This window comes from Methyloterricola oryzae (genome assembly GCF_000934725.1).
GTDB lineage: Bacteria > Pseudomonadota > Gammaproteobacteria > Methylococcales > Methylococcaceae > Methyloterricola > Methyloterricola oryzae.
On the sequence record NZ_JYNS01000001.1, the window covers coordinates 282378 to 299971 of the forward strand.

Consider the following 17594-nt stretch of genomic DNA (forward strand, 5'->3'; position numbering starts at 1 on the left):
TGACCGGCGGCGCCGCAGCGCCCTATTCTGGCGGAAGGGCTTGACCTGCCGGCCCGCCGGGTTCTGCCGGCGGCTGGACGGTTTGCGATGGCTCGGGTGTGATGGGCGCCGGTGATTCGGCAGGCACGGATAGATGCACCGCTGCGGTCGGCTCCAACATCCCCAAAAACAGCGCACGCCCGGCCTCGGTTCCCAGCATGACGCCAATGGCAGCGCCGGCGCCTGCCAACAGCATTGCAAATAGGCCCGCGATCCAAAGTCCGCGACCGGGTGAACCTGTACGGGCGGTCGCGTCCGCCAACCCCGCTTCCGACATGAGCAGCCGCCGCTGGGCGGTATCCAGTTCGGCTCGCAGGCGCGCAGACTCCTGATCTAGTTCCCGCAGTCGCCGCTGCATGGCCATCACATCCTGCTCGGCCTGCGTCCTTACCATATCCAGTTCCGTCCTGAGCGCCTGCAGGTCGTCCGACTCAGGCTTGCCGCCCTCACCCTGCTGGTCTACGAACTCCTGCACCAGGGAGCTCAGTTCGGCTATCTGCTGCTCCAGTTCCTGATTACGTTTGGCGGCAGCCGCTTGTTCCCCGCGCAAGCGCATCAGTTCCGCCGAGTCCGCTGCTGTTTGGCCTGCTGGATGCGCTGAGGCCTCTGCCCGCTGCAATTGTTCGCGCAAGCGTGTTGCCTCGCTACTCGCATTGGCCAGCTCACGCTCCTTTTGCGCCAGCAGGCCCTGAACGTCCGCCAGCGCCTCGCGGGAGTTGGCTTCCAGTGTCTTCAGGCGATCCTCCGCGTCTTTCAAGCTTGCTTGGGTTCGCTGTTCCACAGCCTGCTTCTCGGCCAGCGCGGCGGCTAGACGGGCTTCCAGTTCCGCAGCGTTGGAACCCAAAGGAGCCTGCGATTGCAAGGAAACCTGCACGCGCGCCAGTTCGTCCACCAACTTCTGCAATCGGCTGTCCGCATCCAGCGCTCTGGCCTCCACGCCGGATATCTCAAGCTCGATCTGTGACTCCGATTCCGTCAACGCTTGCGCCTGCTGCTGCAGGCCCGTCAAGCCCCGCAACAACTCCGCCAAATCTCTTCTGATCGCCGCAATGTGGCTCTCGTCCTGGGCTTCGGGTTTCGCTGCCGGCGTATAATCGATGTTGCGCGCCACGCCCGGCCCATCCCCCGGATCGAAGTCGAGATCCTTGACTGGAGGCGGCTCAACCCGCCCCTCCGGCGCAGGCGCCGACTGAATCGACGGGCCGGACACGGCATGCTGGTCAGCCCCTACCACCAACTGATCTTTGAATACGCCGCTGATGCCGCCCTTGAGCACGTATGCCTCGAACTCGTAGCGGATCAGCAGAAACGCCGCCGCCTCACTCACTTTGCCCGTTTCGCACACCAGGATGTATTTGAACTGATGGCTCAGGTTGGCCAGCTCCATCCGCAACCGAAAGAAGGGTATGTTCACCGCGCCGGGCAGATGGCCTTCATCGAAACTGTCGGGAGCACGGACGTCCAGCCAACGCGAGCCTTGCTGCAGCATGCGCTGGGCCGTGTCCATATTGACGAAGCTGATGACGGGCTCCTTCACAAGCCGGAGGAAATTGGCCTTGTTCAAGCGGAGCAGGATGCCGTCCGTCGTCATCGTGACGGTGACGTTGCGCGGCTGGTCGGAAATCAGGGCATCTTCGCCGAAGGTGTCGTTGGTCTTCAGTTCGGCCAGCTTAATCTCCCGGGCCAAGCGGGACGGCTTGCGGGTCAGCGCACAGCGCCCGCGCTTGATCACGTAGTAGTAATCGCCTGGCTCATCCTGATGGATGATCTCCTGGCCGGCTCTTACGCCGACCTCCTCCAAGAGGCTCAGGATGTTCTGCAGATTGGCCGGGGGAAGGCGCTGGAATATGGGCGACTTGAGCAGGGTGGTGATCCAGTCGTCACCGGCGTCACTGGGAATGTCACTCACCTCGTAAGTGGCCACCGATCCAGTGCTGGTTTCGCTGGGCTGATTGACGTAGACGGAATCGACCTTGATATAGCGCACCCGATCCTTGGCAATGGCGGATACCTTGCGCGGGATCTGGTGGGCCAGTGCGAAGCGGGCCGATTCGGTGCCGCCGGTAATGGTCTCCATCTCCATGCCGCCCGCCTGCAGCGACACAGTGCCGCTCAGCACGTAGACGAATTCATTCTTGGCGTCACCTTGATTGAACAGCACCGCGCCGCGGCCCACCTCCTCGATCCCGGTCTTTGCGCACAGTTCCTCGAAACGGGCGGCAGACAGGATATTCAGCGGGATGAGCCTGCGTAGGTCTTGCGAATCTTTGACGGTGACAGCGAAAGACATGACGACGAAAGTCCCGACTCAAGTAGGAAGCGCCCAAGACATCTGACCGCTTCGGGTCTGCGCTTCGCGGACAACAACCGCGGTCTTGGCACCGCGCGGCACGCATCCGACTCCCCGGCGTAGGCGGAGCCGTCGCGCATCGGCGTTGTTAGGCTGGCATGGCGCTTCATATAATAGACCAACCCTCCCCCCTACGTTTCTACACCCTTTAAATTTCTCCTGTCCACCCTTACCTCTTAGCCGAAGCTCCTTCATCCACCTGGACATCGAGGTACCCTTGATGCGATACATGCAACGTCTGCTCATCTGTCTGCCCTTGGCAGTCCTTATTTCCCTGCCACAGGCAGCGTCAGGCGCCTGGCCTCTGAGCGTAGACGGTCAGAATCTGCCCAGCCTGGCGCCCATGCTGAAAAAGGCCATGCCGGCCGTGGTCAACATCTCCACCAAGACCAAGATCGAGATCGCCGAGCACCCGCTCATGCGCGATCCGTTTTTTCGGCACTTTTTCGAAATCCCCAACGCGCCACGCCAGCGGGAAAGCTCCAGCCTGGGTTCCGGCGTAATCGTCGATGCCGCTCAGGGCTATATCGTCACCAACAACCACGTTATCGACAAGGCCGACGAAATCCTTGTCACCCTGCACGACGGCCGGCAACTGAACGCCAAGTTGGTGGGCTCGGATCCGGAGTCGGATCTGGCGGTCATCAAGGTGCAGCCCAAAAACCTGCAGGAGCTGCCTGTGGCGGATTCAGCCCAGTTGCAGGTCGGTGATTTCGTGGTCGCCATTGGCAATCCCTTCGGCCTGGGACAGACGGTGACCTCGGGCATCATCAGCGCCCTGGGACGTTCGGGGCTGGGGATCGAGGGTTACGAGGACTTCATTCAGACCGATGCCTCCATCAATCCCGGCAATTCGGGCGGCGCCCTGGTCAACCTGCGCGGCGAACTCATCGGCATCAATACCGCCATCCTGGCCCCCAGCGGCGGCAACGTGGGCATCGGCTTCGCCATTCCGTCCAAGATGGTCTCCGACATCAAGGACACCCTGATCGCCCACGGTGAGGTGAAGCGCGGTCTTCTGGGCGTCAACATCCAGGATATGACGCCGGACTTGGCCCAGGCATTCGGGCTGGAAGAAAGCCAGGGCGCCGTGGTCACCGGCATTCAGCCCGGCTCTCCCGCCGCCAAAGCGGGCATCGAACCGGGCGACATCGTCACATCCATCAATGGCCGCAGGATCCGCAACAGCATGGATGTGCGCAATGCCGTGGGCATGCTGCAGATCGGTGACGAGGCCAAGGTGGAGGTCGTGCGCAAGGGCGAAAGCGAAACCTTCAAGGCGGAAATCGCCGCGCCTAAGATGGTCAAGGAAGATGGTCGCAAGATCCATCCCAAGCTGGCGGGAACGGTTTTGGAAAACACCGCGCCTAGCGAGCCGGTGGAGGGCGTGCGCATCGAAAAGATCCACACGGCATCCTATGCCTTCCAGGCGGGCCTTCGGCCCGGTGACGTCCTGGTGATGGCGAACCGTCGGCCGGTGAGGGACTTGGCGTCCCTGCGCGACGCCGCCCAAGGTGGTGGCGAGCAGTTGCTGCTCAATGTCCAGCGCGGAGACGGCGCGTTCTTTCTGATGCTGCGATAAGGCATGACGCCTGAAACGAAAAGCCCCTGCGCTCTGGCAGGGGCCTTTTCTGAGAATGCCGCGAAGAAGGCGTCAGCCCGCGTAGCTCAGCCAGTCTGCGTGCTCCGCACGACGGCCGTACACATAGTCGAAGTAGAGTGACTGGAGCTTTTCCGTGATGGGGCCGCGTGCCCCCTCACCTATGGCTCGGCCATCCAACTCGCGGATGGGGGTGACTTCCGCCGCGGTGCCGGTGAAGAAGGCCTCGTCCGCCACATAGACTTCGTCGCGGGTGATGCGCTTCTCGATGACTTCCAGCCCCTGCTCGCGGGCGATGGTCATAATGGTTTCGCGGGTGATGCCTTCCAGCACCGAAGTCAGATCCGGCGTGTACAGCTTGCCGCGGCGCACGATGAAGATGTTCTCGCCGCTGCCCTCGGCGACATAGCCTTCATGGTCCAGCAACAGAGCCTCGTCGCAGCCCGCGTCGATGGCCTCGCGCACCGCCAGGATGGAATTGACGTAATTGCCGTTGGCCTTAGCCTTGGCCATGACGCTGTTGACATGGTTGCGGGTGTAGGATGAGGTCCGGACCCGGATGCCGCGTTGCATGTTCTCCGCGCCCAGATAGCTGCCCCAGGTCCAGGCCGCCACCATGACGTGCACCTTGATGTTGGAGGCATGCAGGCCCATGCCTTCCGACCCGAAAAAGCACATGGGCCGGATATAGGCACTGGAGAGCTGGTTCTTGCGCAAGGCGTCCAGTTGCGCCTGATCCAGGGTGTCCTTGTCGAAGGGCAGCGGCATGTGCATGATGTGCGCCGAGCGGAACAGCCGGTCGGTGTGGTCGCGCAGGCGGAAGATCGCGGCGCCTTTGGCCGTCTCGTATGCCCTCAGCCCCTCGAACACGCCGCAGCCGTAATGCAGGGTATGGGTCAGCACGTGCACCTTGGCCTCGCGCCAGGGAAGCCATTCGCCGTCTAGCCAGATGACGCCATCTCTGTCGTCCATCGTCATCAATTTTCTCCGGGTTTAGGGTTTTCGGTCGACGCGAACAGCGCATCCCAGATTGCCAGGACACGGTCCCGCAGGTCGGTGTATTCGGATTCCGGCACCACGGCCGGTTCCTCCAGCAGCGCGGCACGATGCGTGCTTTCTCGATAGGCAATGTAGGCCGCACGCAAGGCCTGGGCGTCCGCCACGTCCAGGCAAGCGCATTCGCTCAGGGTATCCAGGGAACGCACCACGTCGGTCCAGCGTAAAAGCTGCGAATAGTCATGGGCACCTGATAAGACTTTGAATTGTACTATAAACTCGATATCGGCAATACCACCGGGCCCCTGCTTGAGATCGAACACGCCAGGATCCTTGACGGCCAGATTCTCGCGCATCTTCTCCCGCATGCTCCGCACCTCGTCACGCAGCACCGCCAGGTCGCGCGGCCGGCCCAGGGCACGTGCCCGGATCGCCTCGAAAGCGGCACCGATTTCCGGATCGCCAGACACGAAACGCGCGCGGGTCAGCGCCTGCAGTTCCCAGGTCCAGGCGTCATTGAGCTGATAGGACTCGTAAGCCTCCAGACTGCTGACCAAAAGGCCCGAATTTCCGCTGGGACGCAGGCGCAGGTCGATCTCATACAACTCGCCGCCCAACATGCGGGTCGTCAGGATGTTGATGATGCGCTTGCCCACCCGCGCGAAAAATTGCGCTGCCGGGATCGGACTCGGGCCATCGGTCATGACCGTATCCTGCACGCCGCCGTAAAGGAACACGAGGTCCAGGTCGGAGGCGTAGCTCAGCTCCAGCCCGCCCATCTTGCCGTAGCCAATCACGGCAAAGCCGCGCACCGCCTGATCCCCGGCGTGCCCAGGTGGAACCCCGTGACGCTGCGCGGTCAACTGCCAAGCCTGTTCCACCACCCCCGCGACGACGGTTTCCGCCAAGTAAGTGAGGTAATCGCTCACGACCATGATAGGGATTATCCCCATCACATCAGCCACGGCGATCCTGAGTACGTTCTGCTGCTTGAACTGGCGCAGCGCCAGCATGAACTGCTCGTCATCGTCCGCATCCACATTACCCAGTCGCTGGGCCAGTTCCGCCTTCAGCTTATCGCGGCTCAGGGGAGCGTAGAGCCGCGCCGGGTCCAACAACTCATCCAGCAACAGCGGGTGTGCGGCGATGTAGGCCACGATCCAGTTGCTGGCGGCGGCCAGCTTCACCAACTGCGAAAGCGCCAGCGGGTTTTCCACCAGCAGGGTTAGATAGACGTTGCGGCTGGCAATGGTTTCCAAAAGTTTCAGGATGCGCACCAGCGCCGTCCGCGGATCGGCCATGGGCCTGAGCATCCGCAGCAACAGCGGCAGCAGGCGATTCAGTTCGACCACGCCCTTGGGTGTCATGCGCTTGACCGCAGCGCAGAGGGCGAACTCGCGCAAGGCGGGCGCCAACCCGCTGTCGACGGGCAAGCCCAATTCCACCAGCATCCGCTCCAGCAGCGACTCATCCAGATCCAGCCAGCTGACCCGGCTGTCGCCCCCCTGCTCCACGTGGGGCGACTCGAAAACCTGCTCGAAGACTTCGTGCACGCCCGTCCTGACTTCTTCGAGCTGCGCGATGAAGGCCTCCCATTCCGTAAATCCCAGGGCAAAGGCAAGGCTTGCGCGGACCAGCGCTTGCGTGGGCAGATCGTGGGTCTGCTTGTCCTCGTACTGCTGAATGCGGTTCTCCACCAACCGCAGGAAACGGTAGGCCGCGGCGAGCTTGCTCACGACCGCCACGGGCAGATGGCCGGCGCTGCCCAAGGCCTTGAGCACTTTCAGGATGCTGCGCTCCTGCAGGCTCTTTTCCCGCCCGCCCCGGATGAGTTGAAAGGCCTGGCCGATGAACTCCACCTCACGGATGCCGCCCGGCCCAAGCTTGACGTTGTCCTGCCGGTCCTTTCGCTTGAGCTCCAGGGCTATTTTCTGTTTGAGTTCGCGCAGTTCGCCGAAAGCGCGGAAATCAAGATAACGGCGGTAGACGAAGGGATGCAGTATCTTCTCCAGCCGCTGCCCAGCGCCAGGATCGCCCGCCACCACCCGCGCCTTGACCATGGCATAGCGCTCCCACTCTCTCGCCTGGGTCTGGTAATACTGCTCCATGGCATCGAAGCTCATGACCAATGGACCGCTGTCGCCGAAGGGGCGCAGGCGCGTGTCCACTCGGAACACGAAGCCGTCCACGGTAGACTCGTCCAGCAGCTTCACCAGGCCCTGGGCCAACCGGGTATAAAACTCGCCGTAGCTGGTCTCGCGCCGATCAGAGAGAACCCCTTCGCGCTCGTAGGCGAAGATCAGGTCGATATCCGAGGAGAAGTTGAGCTCCCAGGCGCCCAGCTTGCCCATGCCGAGCACGGTCATCCGTTGCGGCTCGCCCTGGCCGTTCAGCGGGGTGCCGCGCAGGGCGCAAGCGCGCTCGAACAGCCATTCCAGACCGACCTGAATGCAGGCTTCGGCCAGCGCGGTGAGATCGCCAAGGGTTTCCTCCAGCGGTGCCCACCCGGCAATGTCGCGCCAGGCGATACGCACCATTTCGGCGTTACGAAACCGCCGGAGGAGAGCCTTGCATTGGGCTTCGTCCAGATCGTCGCTTAGCCTGGAACTCAGAGCCTCCACCAACTCATCCGGCTGCAAGGAAGACTGCAGGCGGCCTGACCCCGCCAGGCTGGCGAGAATGTCAGCATCCCTGGCGCAGCGTTCGATCACGAAGGGGCTGGCGGCCAATACCTTGGGTAGCGACACACGCAGCACCGGGTCGGCGGCCAGGCCTGTAGCCTCCAGGCTGAGCCCGATTCGCTCCCATGCGAGACGGGAGGCGGCTTGCAGTTCCAGCGGCACCGCATCAGTCAGTTCCTCGATCAGCACACCCAAACCCCGCAAGCAGCCACGTCAAACACGCATTTTCGCCCACAATGCGTTTCATAGGAACATGTGGTTTCGAGTCGCCGCCAGCAGAAGCCACCAAGCTCCCAGTCCTTAGGCAAAAAAAAACGCTGCCGAAGCAGCGTTTTTTGGATGCGAAGTTTGATCTACAACCAGTACACGAAGATGAACAGGCCCAGCCAAACCACGTCAACGAAGTGCCAGTACCAGGCCGCCGCCTCGAAGGCGAAGTGATGCTCGACGGAGAAATGGCCGCGCATGCTGCGGACCATCACGACGGTGAGGATGATGGCGCCGATGGTGACGTGCAGGCCGTGGAAGCCGGTGAGCATGAAGAAAGTGGAACCATAGATTCCGGAACCCAAGGTCAGCCCCATTTCGGTGTAGGCTTCGTGGTATTCGAAGCCCTGCAACACCACGAAGGAAAAGCCCAGAACGACCGTCGCAATCAGGCCCTTGATGAGCTGATCGCGGTTATTGGCCAGAAGCCCCCAGTGCGCCCAGGTCACTGTGCCGCCGGAGGTCAACAGGATCAGGGTGTTGATGGCCGGCACACCCCAGGCACCCATGACCTCGAAGTGTCCGCCGACCTGGCCCGGTCCGTTGGTGGGCCACACCGCCTCGAAGGCCTGCCACAGGAGGTTCTTGTTCTCGATATGGCCGTACTCGCCGCCCAGCCAGGGAATCGAATGGGCACGGGCGTAATACAGGGCGCCAAAGAAGGCCGAGAAGAACATCACTTCGGAGAAGATGAACCACATCATGCCCATACGGAAGGAGATATCCACCTGGTGATTGTAGATGCCACCTTCGCTCTCCTTGATGACGGTGCCGAACCAGCCGAAGAACATGGTAATCATGACCCCGGCGCCCAGGATCATCATGGTCGAACCGACGCTGGCTCCATTGAGAAAATTGGCGAAGCCCACCAGCAACGTGGAGAGTCCGATTGACCCGACAATGGGCCACGTGGCCTTCGACGGGATGTAATACGCTTCATTGGTAGCCATCTTGGTCCCCTGTTATTTCTGTGATGTTTGATTCTTCTCGGTGATATCAAAAAACGTGTACGACAGTGTCATGTCCCGGACATCCGCCTGCACCGCCGGGTCGATCACGAAGCGCACCGGCATAGCACGCTCGACACCCGGCTCGAACTCCTGGGCGGAAAAGCAGAAGCACTCGGTCTTCTGCAGATGGGAGGCGGCCCAGACCGGCGCGATGCTGGGGATTGCCTGCCCCACCAGTTTCTTGTTCGACAGGTTCTTGGCGTAGAACTTCACCGTGTAGTACTGGCCGGGATGGATCGCCATCTTCGGCATCTCGGCGCGAAATTCCAGCGGCATCTTCTCGTTCACCATGGTGACGAACTCCAGGGTAATCTCCCTGGAAGTATCTACCGCAAAGGCCTTTTCCGCCGACGCTTCCTTCACCCGGCCGCTGATGCCGAAGTATTCGCAGACGGCGTCATAGAAAGGCGCCATCGCAAACCCGAGGCCGAACATCAGGCCGGCTACCACAAGAATGATTCCTACCAGCCGCCCATGGGACTTCTGGGGTACGTCTTTCTCCACCTAGTGTGCCGACTTCGAACCGATAACCTGGAATATGGCGAACACGTAGAGCATCAATGCGAGCCCCGCGATGAAAGCCGCCAGGAGTAAATTTTTCTTACGTAGATCCATGACTTCTGCCTTGTTCCGCCCCCTGCGGGGCGGAACCGTTCAGGCTTGACCTCAGTGCTTGTCCGCGATCAGTTCCGGAGCCGGCGCATCGGTCCAGGTGTGATAGGGCGGCGGAGACGGCAGGTGCCATTCCAGGCCGTGTGCCTTGGCGCCCTCCCAGACCTCGTCCGTGGCCTTTTCGCCACCGACCACGCACTTGTAGATCACGTAGGCGAAGATCAGCTGGGAGAAACCGAACACGAAGGCCCCCACGCTGGACATGGCGTTGAATTCGGCGAACTGCACGGCGTAGTCCGGGATGCGACGCGGCATGCCGGCCAGGCCGACGAAGTGCTGCGGGAAGAACAACACGTTCACCGAAATGGTGGACAACCAGAAGTGCAGCTTCCCCAGACCCTCGTCATACATGTGGCCGGTCCACTTCGGCAGCCAGTAGTAGGTGGCGGCGAACAGGGCGAACACCGCACCCGGCACCAGCACATAGTGGAAATGGGCCACGATGAAGTAGGTGTCGTGATACTGCAGGTCCGCCGGCGAGATGGACATCATCAGTCCGGTGAAGCCGCCCATGGTGAACAGCACCACGAAGGCGATGGCGAACAGCATGGGGGTCTCGAAGGTCATCGCGCCCTTCCACATGGTGGACACCCAGTTGAACACCTTCACGCCCGTCGGCACGGCGATCAGCATGGTGGCGTAAGTGAAGTAGAGCTCACCGGCCAGGGGCATGCCCACGGTGTACTGGTGGTGCGCCCAGACGACGAAGGACAGCAGACCAATGGACGCGGTGGCGTAAACCATCGAACTGTAGCCGAACAGCGGCTTGCGGGAGAAGGTGGGGATGATCTGGGAGACCACGCCGAAGGACGGCAGGATCATGATGTACACCTCGGGATGCCCGAAGAACCAGAACAGATGCTGGTAGAGCACCGGGTCGCCGCCGCCGGCCGCATTAAAGAAGCTGGTGCCGAAGAACTTGTCGGTCAGCAGCATGGTCACCGCACCGGCGAACACCGGCATCACGGCGATGAGCAGAAACGCGGTGATCACCCAGGTCCACACGAACAGGGGCATCTTCATCAGCGTCATGCCTGGCGCGCGCATGTTGAACACGGTCACGATGACGTTGATCGCGCCCATGATGGAGGACATGCCCAACAGGTGCACGGTGAAGATGGTGAACGGGAGGCTGTTGCCGCCCTGCAGAACCAGGGGCGGATACAGGGTCCAGCCGGCCGCCGCCGCGCCGCCTTCCATGAACAGGGTGCTGGCGAGCATGACGAAGGCGAAGGGCAGGATCCAGAAACTCCAGTTGTTCATGCGCGGCAGCGCCATGTCAGGCGCGCCGATCATCATGGGGATCATCCAGTTGGCCAGGCCCACGAAGGCCGGCATGACCGCGCCAAACACCATGATGAGGGCGTGCAAGGTGGTCATCTGGTTGAAAAACGCCGGATCGACGAACTGCATGCCCGGTTCGAACAGTTCCAGGCGGATCACCAGGGCCATGGCCCCGCCGACGAAGAACATGATGAGCGAAGTCACCAGGTAGAGGGTGCCGATATCTTTGTGGTTGGTGGTGGTCACCCATCTCATGAAACCCTTTGCGGGCCCATGATCATGGTGATCGTGATGATCGTCATGAGTCACAGCTGTCATAGCCTTTTACCTCATCAATGTGAAAGATTATTTGTGCGCCTGGATTTCGCTGGGCTGGATGGAATCGCCCTTGTTGTTGCCAAAGGCGTTGCGCTGGAAGGTGATGACGGCGGCCAGCGAGACATCGTCGAGCATGTCGTCGAAAGCCGGCATGGCATTCTTGCCCTTGAGGACCACGTTCACGTGCTGATCCAGCGGACCGGTGGCCACTGCGCTACCCTTGATAGCCGGGAAGGTGCCGGGCATGCCCTCGCCATTGGGCATATGACAGGCGGCACAATTGGAGTTGTAGACTTCCTCGCCCTTGCTCATGAGTTCTTCCATGGCGAAAGTCTTGGAGGCATCGGCTTTGCCGGCATCTTTCTTCGCTTTCTGTTCGGCGAGCCACTGCTTGTAATCGCCTTCCTCCTTGGCGATGACTACGATGGGCATGAAGCCGTGGTCGCGGCCGCAGAGCTCCGCACACTGGCCGCGGTAGGTGCCGGCCTTGTCCACCTTGATCCAACCGTCGGTGATATAGCCCGGGATGGCGTCCTTCTTCCAGCCGAAGTCAGGAACCCACCAGGCATGCAAGACGTCCGCCGCGGTCAACAGAATGCGTACCTTCTTGCCGACCGGAACCACCATGGGGTTATCCACGTTCAGCAGATAGTTCTCGACGGTGTTGGGGTCGATTTTGGAACCCACCTGGCGGGCTTCATTGCTCTTGGCGTCCAGGGTGCTGAAAAAGTCGATACCTTCGTCCAGATAGGTATAGCGCCACTTCCACTGATAGCCCGTCACCTTAATGGTCATGTCGGACTTGCTGGAATCGTAGGCTTTGATCATCACCTGGGTCGCGGGGACCGCCATGGCGAAGAGGATGAGGAAGGGGATGAGGGTCCAGATGATTTCCAGTTTGGTGTTTTCGTGGAACTGGGCGGGGACGGCACCTTTGGACTTGCGGTGGTGCATGATGGAATAAATCATCAGCCCGTAGACGAGAATACCGATCACCACGCAGATCCACAGGATCAGCATGTGCAGATCGTGAATTTCGCGGCTGGTCTCGGTGACGCCCACGGGCAGGTTCAGCGCATACTCGGCTTGCGCTTGCCCACAGAGCGCCAAGGTCAGCGCGACGAGCAGATGTCTAGTTATTTTCACGGAACCCCCTCTTCGGTCTTCGTAAATACTTGAAACTTTATGTCTATCTTGCAGCCAACAGGGTTTTGAGCTCGCGCGCCAGGGCCTCACGTTCGGCCTCCACCAGGAAGCGTCCCACTTCCACTTCCCGGCCATGCAAGCGCAGGCAAAGCCGGCTTGGCCGCCCCCGGATCGGCGATTTGCGCCACTGCAACATCACCCAGGCGCGCTGGAACTCGTGGGTCTCCTCGGGCCTGCGCTCACCTCTCTGCACCTGCACCGTCGCGTCGGTGATGGTGATCACCTCGCGCCTGGCGCTATAACGCAGGCTCAATCGAAAACAATAAGCCAGCAGCAGCCATTCCAACCCGGAGAAAGGCATGACCAGCCAGGCCCCTGCTGTGGCGAATAGGGCGCCGATGCCCCCCATCACCAAGGCCATCAGGCCGAGCAGCAGCCACATGCCGCGCCGGCCCAGCGATGCGTTGGGCCGCAGAACGATGATCTGCCTGCCCGTTTCTGCATCATGCCCTTTTTCGACCATGATGGTACCTCAGCCTAAGTCACCCGGCTTCGAGTTTAAAGCAAGGCCCGAACACAAGCACCCATGCGACCGGCTCCAACAAGAGGCAACACCCTCTGTGGACTGCAGCCGGCGCCATGGGGAAATGGCGGGCACAAAAAAATCACCCAATAATTCTGGGTGTATTTCCGCTGTAGAATACTTGCTCGCGCCCGGTGGAATGGGCGAAATTTAACTTATAGCTTGAATCTTCGCAAGAATTCATCGATGTCTAAAGTGTTTCCGGGAAAGCTATCCGGGGCCTTCGATGAATTTTTCCCGGGATCTGCAACAAAGGGCAGATTCCCCAGGTAATGGGCCGGCAGTTCGCGCTGCAGGGTCTCGATGTTTGCTCCGGCATACTCAAAATCCACCGTGACGTGATTGGCAATCCAGCCGGCGCACTCAATTCCGGCCCGCACGATGGCCTCGTAGGACAAGATGGCGTGATTGAGGCAACCCAGGCGCAGTCCGACCACCAACACGACCGGAAATGCCAGTTCCATCGCCAGATCCGAAACCCGCGAGTCATTGCCCAGAGGCACTTCCCAGCCGCCGACGCCCTCCACCAAAAGGAGATCCGCGCGGGATTCAAGCTCATGCGCTTGCTGTGCGATGAATCCCACGTCCACCGGCCTGCCCTCTAGACGGGCGGCGATATGGGGCGAAACCGCTGGGGCGTAGACGAAGGGGTTCACCTCCTGGTAGGACAATGGCAGGGACGATGCCCGTTGCAACTGCAGGGCGTCGTCATTGCGCAGCCCATCGGCGCACTGAACGGCACCGCTGGCCACCGGCTTCATGCCCGCCACGCGGAGCCCCCTGGATTTGAGCCCCTCCATCAGAGCCACGGTCACCCAGGTCTTGCCCACCCCGGTGTCGGTTCCGGTGACGAAATACCCCGGCATGGTCAGAACCTCCTGGCGTAAGCGTGAATTATCTCGAAACTTGCGGGAATCCGCCCGCCCTCGGACCGCTCCGCATAAGCCTCGATCATGGCGCCCATGGCGCGTTTGCCCACGAGGTGGCGCGGGCGACCTGGGCTGCGATTGCTCGCGCCCAATCCCTTGAGTTCGCGCATCAGCGCTTCCACGCTGGCATAGGTAACAACCCGCAACCGGCTTTGCACGGACACCTCGCGGAACCCCGCTACCGCCAGCGCCGCGGCCACCTGCCGCGCGGCCGGGAATTCCAGCACATGGCTGTGGCCGTCCACGCGCGCCCAGGCCTCGCGCAGCTCTTGCAGGGTCGCGGGGCCAAAGGTGCTGAACGCCTGCACGCCACCGGGACGCAGCACGCGGCGAAATTCTGCCAGCGCGGCAGGGAGTTCCTGACACCACTGCAATGCCAGATTGGAAACCAGCAGATCCATGCAGGCGCCGCGCAAGGGCAGGCTCTCCGCCTCACCGCAGACGAAGGACAAGGACCGTCCCTCGCTTGAACCTGCCCGGCACTGCAGCAACATGCCGTGGGCGAGATCGAGGGCAGTCAAACTCGCCCCAGGAAACCGCTGCAGCAGCTTGCGGGTGCAATATCCGGTCCCGGCACCCACGTCGAGCAGCCGCTCAGGACTCAATTCCAGGCGGGGCAGATTCTCCAGCAAGGCATCGCCGACTTCCCGCTGCAGATGGGCAACGGCATCGTAGCCGGCTGCCGCACGAGTGAAGGCGCGTCCCACCTGGCGTTTGTCCGGGCCTGGGACACCGAGCGCGTCAGCTCCTTCCTTAAGCGCCCGGTTCATGCCGCCCCCAGAAATCCTCGAGCACGCGCACACATTCCGCTTCGTGGGTCAGAAATGGCACATGGCCTGCCATGGCGATCTCGTGGATCTGAGCCCGTGGCGCCATTTCGGCCATGCTGCGGCCGGCCGTCCGCGGCACCAGCCGGTCGCGCCCGCCAATCAGCAACAGCAGTGGTACCCGCAATTGGGCCAAGGTGGCACGCAAATCCGTTCCGCGCAGCAGATTCAGGCCAACCCGAAGGGCATCGGGCTCCGGCGGTGCGCATTCTTCGACCCGCCCCCGCAGTTCCTTCATCAAGTCCTTGGCCTGCTCCAGCCCCCACACCTGCAAGCCCAAGAACCGCAGCAAGGTATGATGGGCGTCGGCCAGCATGTCGCCGGCGAATTTCTCGAGCATGTCTTGCGCCATGGCGTGAGGCCAATCGCTGCCCTGGGCGAAGCGCACATTGCCCGCCAACATCGTCAGGCTGGCAACGCGCGTAGGATGGCGATGGGCCAACTGCAAAGCGATGAGCCCTCCCAATGACCAGCCCAGCCAATGCGCCCGAGCCGGAGCCATGCCCAGCAGGGCATCCCCCCAATCCTCCAGGCTCTGCCCCGGAATCAACCCGCTGCGTCCATGTCCCGGCAAATCCACCAAGGTGATGCGAAAATGCTCCGCCAAGCGCATGGCGAAATCGCGCCACACCCCGCCGTGCATACCCCAGCCGTGCACCATCACCACATCCGGCCCGGCACCGAAATGGCGCGCATGGATCTCTCCGGCACGCCGGTTCATGCAAACTCGCGAAGCGCTTGCAGCAGCGCATCCACCTGCTCCGGCTCATGATCGGCCGTCAACGTAACGCGCAGACGGGCACTGCCGGCCGGCACCGTGGGTGGACGAATGGCGCTGACCAGGCAACCCCGGTCGCGCAGATATTCCGCCGCCCGCAGGGCGGCGTCGTTATCGCCCAAGAGAATCGGCTGGATCGGCGTCGGCGAGTCCATGAGGTGCAGCCCCAGTTGCATGGCACCGGCGCGGAATCGCGCAATAAGTTCGCCCAGCCGCTGGCGCCGCCAGGACTCATCGCGCAACAGGCGGAGGCTGACCCGCGTCGCCTCCGCCACGGCGGGCGGCAAGGCCGTGGTATAGATGTAGGTGCGGCTCTTCTGGATCAGGTATTCGATGAGATCGGCGCTGCCGGCGACGAAGGCCCCGAAGGTGCCAAAGGCCTTGCCTAGAGTACCGATCAGCACCGGCACGGCAGCCTGCCCCAGGCCGTGGTGGCTCACCGAGCCGCGCCCCCCCGTCCCGAGCACGCCGAAGCCGTGGGCGTCATCCACCACCAGCCACGCGCCGGCAGCCGCGGCAGCTTCCGCCAGGTCCGGCAGCGGGGCGATATCGCCGTCCATGCTGAACACGCCGTCCGTCACCACCAGACTGCCCGGAGCCTCGTCCTGCGCCAGCCGATGCCGGAGATCGCCGGCATCGGCGTGGGCATATCGGATCAGGCGGGCGCCGGCGAGCGCGGCACCGTCCAGCAAGGAGGCATGGTTCAGGCGGTCCTGATACACGCGCTCGTTCCGCCCGCACAGGCTGGCGATCACACCCATATTGGCCATGTACCCGGTGGAAAACAGCAGGGCCCGCTCGCGGCCGGTGAAGTCGGCCAGTTCCTCCTCCAGGGCATGATGGGCGGTGCTGTGCCCGCACACCAGATGCGATGCACCGCTGCCGGCTCCATGCTCTCGGGCACCCTGGGCCATGGCCGCGATCACGTCCGGATGCCTGGACAAACCCAGGTAATCGTTGCTGGAGAAATTGACCAGCGCCCGCCCCTGCACCAGGACGCGCGCGCCGGACTCGGCCGCCACCAGGCGTCGGCGCCGAATCAGCCCCTGTTCGGCGATCGCGGCCAGCTTGCCGGGAAGCTCATCGGGCCTCATCCGTTCAGGACATCGGCGGTCGCTCCGGACATGCGCAGACCCAGGCGCGCAAACAGGCGACGGTCCCTGGCCGCTTCCGGGTTTTCCGTGGTCAGCAGCTTCTCCCCGTAGAAGATGGAGTTGGCGCCCGCCAGGAAGCACAGCGCCTGCAGTTCGTCACTCATGTCGGTGCGCCCGGCGGAGAGGCGCACCCGGGATTTCGGCATCAGCAGACGGGCAACGGCGATGGTGCGCACGAAGGTGAAGGGATCGAGCGGCTCGCTACCAGCCAAGGGCGTGCCTTCCACCTGCACCAGCAGGTTGATGGGGACGCTTTCCGGGTGCTGTGGCAGATTGGCCAGTTCCACCAGCAGGCCGGCGCGGTCGCGCTCATCCTCGCCCATGCCGACGATGCCGCCGCAACAGACGTGAATGCCGGCATCCCGCACCCGCTTCAGGGTGTCCAACCGGTCCTGGTAGGTGCGGGTGCTGATGATCTGCGAGTAATACTCTTCCGAGGTATCCAGGTTGTGGTTGTAATAATCCAGCCCGGCCTCCTTGAGGCGCTGGGTCTGGTTCTCGGTGAGCATTCCCAGGGTCACGCAGGTTTCCATGCCCAAATCGCGCACCCCCTTGATCATCGCCGCCACTTTCTCGATGTCGCGATCCTTGGGCGAGCGCCACGCGGCGCCCATGCAGAAGCGCGAAGCCCCTTGCAGCTTGGCGGCCTGCGCCGCGTGGAGCACGTCCTCCAGCGGCATCAGTTCCTCGCGCTTGAGCCCGGTCTCGTAGCGTGCGCTCTGCGGGCAGTAGGCACAGTCCTCGGAACAGGCGCCGGTCTTGATACTCAGCAGGCTACTGACCTGCACGTCGTTCGGGTCGAAATGGGCGCGGTGCACCGTCTGGGCGCGATGGATCAGGTCCATGAAGGGCAGTTCGAACAGCGCAGCCACCTCGTCCAGTTGCCAGTCGTGACGGCAGCCGTCGGCATGAATGCCGCTATGGTCTACATTGGAAATGGACTCGGATGGGTGCATGCGC

14 protein-coding genes are annotated in these 17594 nt (G+C 62.3%); 1 reads left to right on the forward strand and 13 read right to left on the reverse strand.

Annotation, left to right across the window (positions count from 1 at the left end; genetic code table 11):
* Nucleotides 1-22: 22 nt before the first annotated feature.
* Nucleotides 23-2329 (reverse strand): cyclic nucleotide-binding domain-containing protein, encoded by a 2307-nt coding sequence (locus tag EK23_RS21390; RefSeq protein WP_052807798.1) that lies wholly within the window; start codon nucleotides 2327-2329, stop codon nucleotides 23-25.
* A gap of 280 nt (nucleotides 2330-2609) precedes the next feature.
* Between EK23_RS21390 and EK23_RS01220 the strand changes: the two genes are divergently transcribed.
* Nucleotides 2610-3971, forward strand: coding sequence for a DegQ family serine endoprotease (locus tag EK23_RS01220; protein ID WP_045223443.1), 1362 nt, complete (start codon nucleotides 2610-2612; stop codon nucleotides 3969-3971).
* 72 nt (nucleotides 3972-4043) lie between these two features.
* Here the strand turns inward: EK23_RS01220 and EK23_RS01225 are convergent, their stop codons facing one another.
* The 12 genes from EK23_RS01225 to bioB all read right to left on the reverse strand — a co-directional run bounded on the left by EK23_RS01225 (nucleotide 4044) and on the right by bioB (nucleotide 17590).
* Nucleotides 4044-4967, reverse strand: a complete 924-nt coding sequence (locus tag EK23_RS01225) for a branched-chain amino acid transaminase (RefSeq protein WP_045223444.1) — start codon at nucleotides 4965-4967, stop codon at nucleotides 4044-4046.
* Nucleotides 4967-7855, reverse strand: coding sequence for a bifunctional [glutamate--ammonia ligase]-adenylyl-L-tyrosine phosphorylase/[glutamate--ammonia-ligase] adenylyltransferase (gene glnE, locus EK23_RS01230; protein WP_235281873.1), 2889 nt, complete (start codon nucleotides 7853-7855; stop codon nucleotides 4967-4969). The genes EK23_RS01225 and glnE overlap by 1 nt, the downstream gene beginning before the upstream one ends.
* Nucleotides 7856-8019: 164 nt before the next feature.
* Nucleotides 8020-8883 carry a cytochrome c oxidase subunit 3 gene (locus tag EK23_RS01235; protein WP_045223446.1) on the reverse strand — a complete coding sequence of 288 codons (864 nt, stop codon included), beginning with the start codon at nucleotides 8881-8883 and terminating at the stop codon, nucleotides 8020-8022.
* A gap of 12 nt (nucleotides 8884-8895) precedes the next feature.
* Entirely contained in the window at nucleotides 8896-9447 is a 552-nt protein-coding gene (locus EK23_RS01240; protein ID WP_045223447.1) for a cytochrome c oxidase assembly protein, read from the reverse strand.
* 162 nt (nucleotides 9448-9609) lie between these two features.
* On the reverse strand, nucleotides 9610-11217 hold the full coding sequence (gene ctaD / locus EK23_RS01245; RefSeq protein WP_045223448.1) for a cytochrome c oxidase subunit I: 1608 nt from the start codon (nucleotides 11215-11217) through the stop codon (nucleotides 9610-9612).
* A 27-nt stretch (nucleotides 11218-11244) separates the two neighbouring features.
* Nucleotides 11245-12363 carry a cytochrome c oxidase subunit II gene (gene coxB / locus EK23_RS01250; RefSeq protein WP_045223449.1) on the reverse strand — a complete coding sequence of 373 codons (1119 nt, stop codon included), beginning with the start codon at nucleotides 12361-12363 and terminating at the stop codon, nucleotides 11245-11247.
* A gap of 43 nt (nucleotides 12364-12406) precedes the next feature.
* A complete protein-coding gene (locus EK23_RS01255; RefSeq protein ID WP_045223450.1) occupies nucleotides 12407-12886 on the reverse strand; it encodes a DUF2244 domain-containing protein in 480 nt (159 codons plus the stop codon).
* 215 nt (nucleotides 12887-13101) lie between these two features.
* A complete protein-coding gene (gene bioD / locus EK23_RS01260; RefSeq protein ID WP_082053842.1) occupies nucleotides 13102-13812 on the reverse strand; it encodes a dethiobiotin synthase in 711 nt (236 codons plus the stop codon).
* A gap of 2 nt (nucleotides 13813-13814) precedes the next feature.
* Complete coding sequence (gene bioC, locus EK23_RS01265; RefSeq protein ID WP_045223451.1) at nucleotides 13815-14645, reverse strand: malonyl-ACP O-methyltransferase BioC; 831 nt, start codon at nucleotides 14643-14645, stop codon at nucleotides 13815-13817.
* Nucleotides 14629-15423, reverse strand: a complete 795-nt coding sequence (gene bioH / locus EK23_RS01270; protein WP_045223452.1) for a pimeloyl-ACP methyl ester esterase BioH — start codon at nucleotides 15421-15423, stop codon at nucleotides 14629-14631. Before bioH ends, bioC begins: the two co-directional genes overlap by 17 nt.
* Complete coding sequence (gene bioF / locus EK23_RS01275) at nucleotides 15420-16574, reverse strand: 8-amino-7-oxononanoate synthase (RefSeq protein WP_045223453.1); 1155 nt, start codon at nucleotides 16572-16574, stop codon at nucleotides 15420-15422. Before bioF ends, bioH begins: the two co-directional genes overlap by 4 nt.
* Complete coding sequence (bioB, locus tag EK23_RS01280; RefSeq protein ID WP_045223916.1) at nucleotides 16571-17590, reverse strand: biotin synthase BioB; 1020 nt, start codon at nucleotides 17588-17590, stop codon at nucleotides 16571-16573. The genes bioF and bioB overlap by 4 nt, the downstream gene beginning before the upstream one ends.
* Between the last annotated feature and the right edge of the window lie 4 nt (nucleotides 17591-17594).

Bases quoted from the DNA above. Each gene is read 5' to 3' on its own strand.
- EK23_RS21390 (WP_052807798.1), bottom strand. From the start codon at position 2,329: ATGTCTTTCGCTGTCACCGTCAAAGATTCGCAAGACCTACGCAGGCTC.
- EK23_RS01220 (WP_045223443.1), top strand. From the start codon at position 2,610: ATGCGATACATGCAACGTCTGCTCATCTGTCTGCCCTTGGCAGTCCTT.
- EK23_RS01225 (WP_045223444.1), bottom strand. From the start codon at position 4,967: ATGACGATGGACGACAGAGATGGCGTCATCTGGCTAGACGGCGAATGG.
- EK23_RS01235 (WP_045223446.1), bottom strand. From the start codon at position 8,883: ATGGCTACCAATGAAGCGTATTACATCCCGTCGAAGGCCACGTGGCCC.
- ctaD (WP_045223448.1), bottom strand. From the start codon at position 11,217: ATGACAGCTGTGACTCATGACGATCATCACGATCACCATGATCATGGG.
- EK23_RS01255 (WP_045223450.1), bottom strand. From the start codon at position 12,886: ATGGTCGAAAAAGGGCATGATGCAGAAACGGGCAGGCAGATCATCGTT.
- bioD (WP_082053842.1), bottom strand. From the start codon at position 13,812: ATGCCGGGGTATTTCGTCACCGGAACCGACACCGGGGTGGGCAAGACC.
- bioC (WP_045223451.1), bottom strand. From the start codon at position 14,645: ATGAACCGGGCGCTTAAGGAAGGAGCTGACGCGCTCGGTGTCCCAGGC.
- bioH (WP_045223452.1), bottom strand. From the start codon at position 15,423: ATGAACCGGCGTGCCGGAGAGATCCATGCGCGCCATTTCGGTGCCGGG.
- bioF (WP_045223453.1), bottom strand. From the start codon at position 16,574: ATGAGGCCCGATGAGCTTCCCGGCAAGCTGGCCGCGATCGCCGAACAG.
- bioB (WP_045223916.1), bottom strand. From the start codon at position 17,590: ATGCACCCATCCGAGTCCATTTCCAATGTAGACCATAGCGGCATTCAT.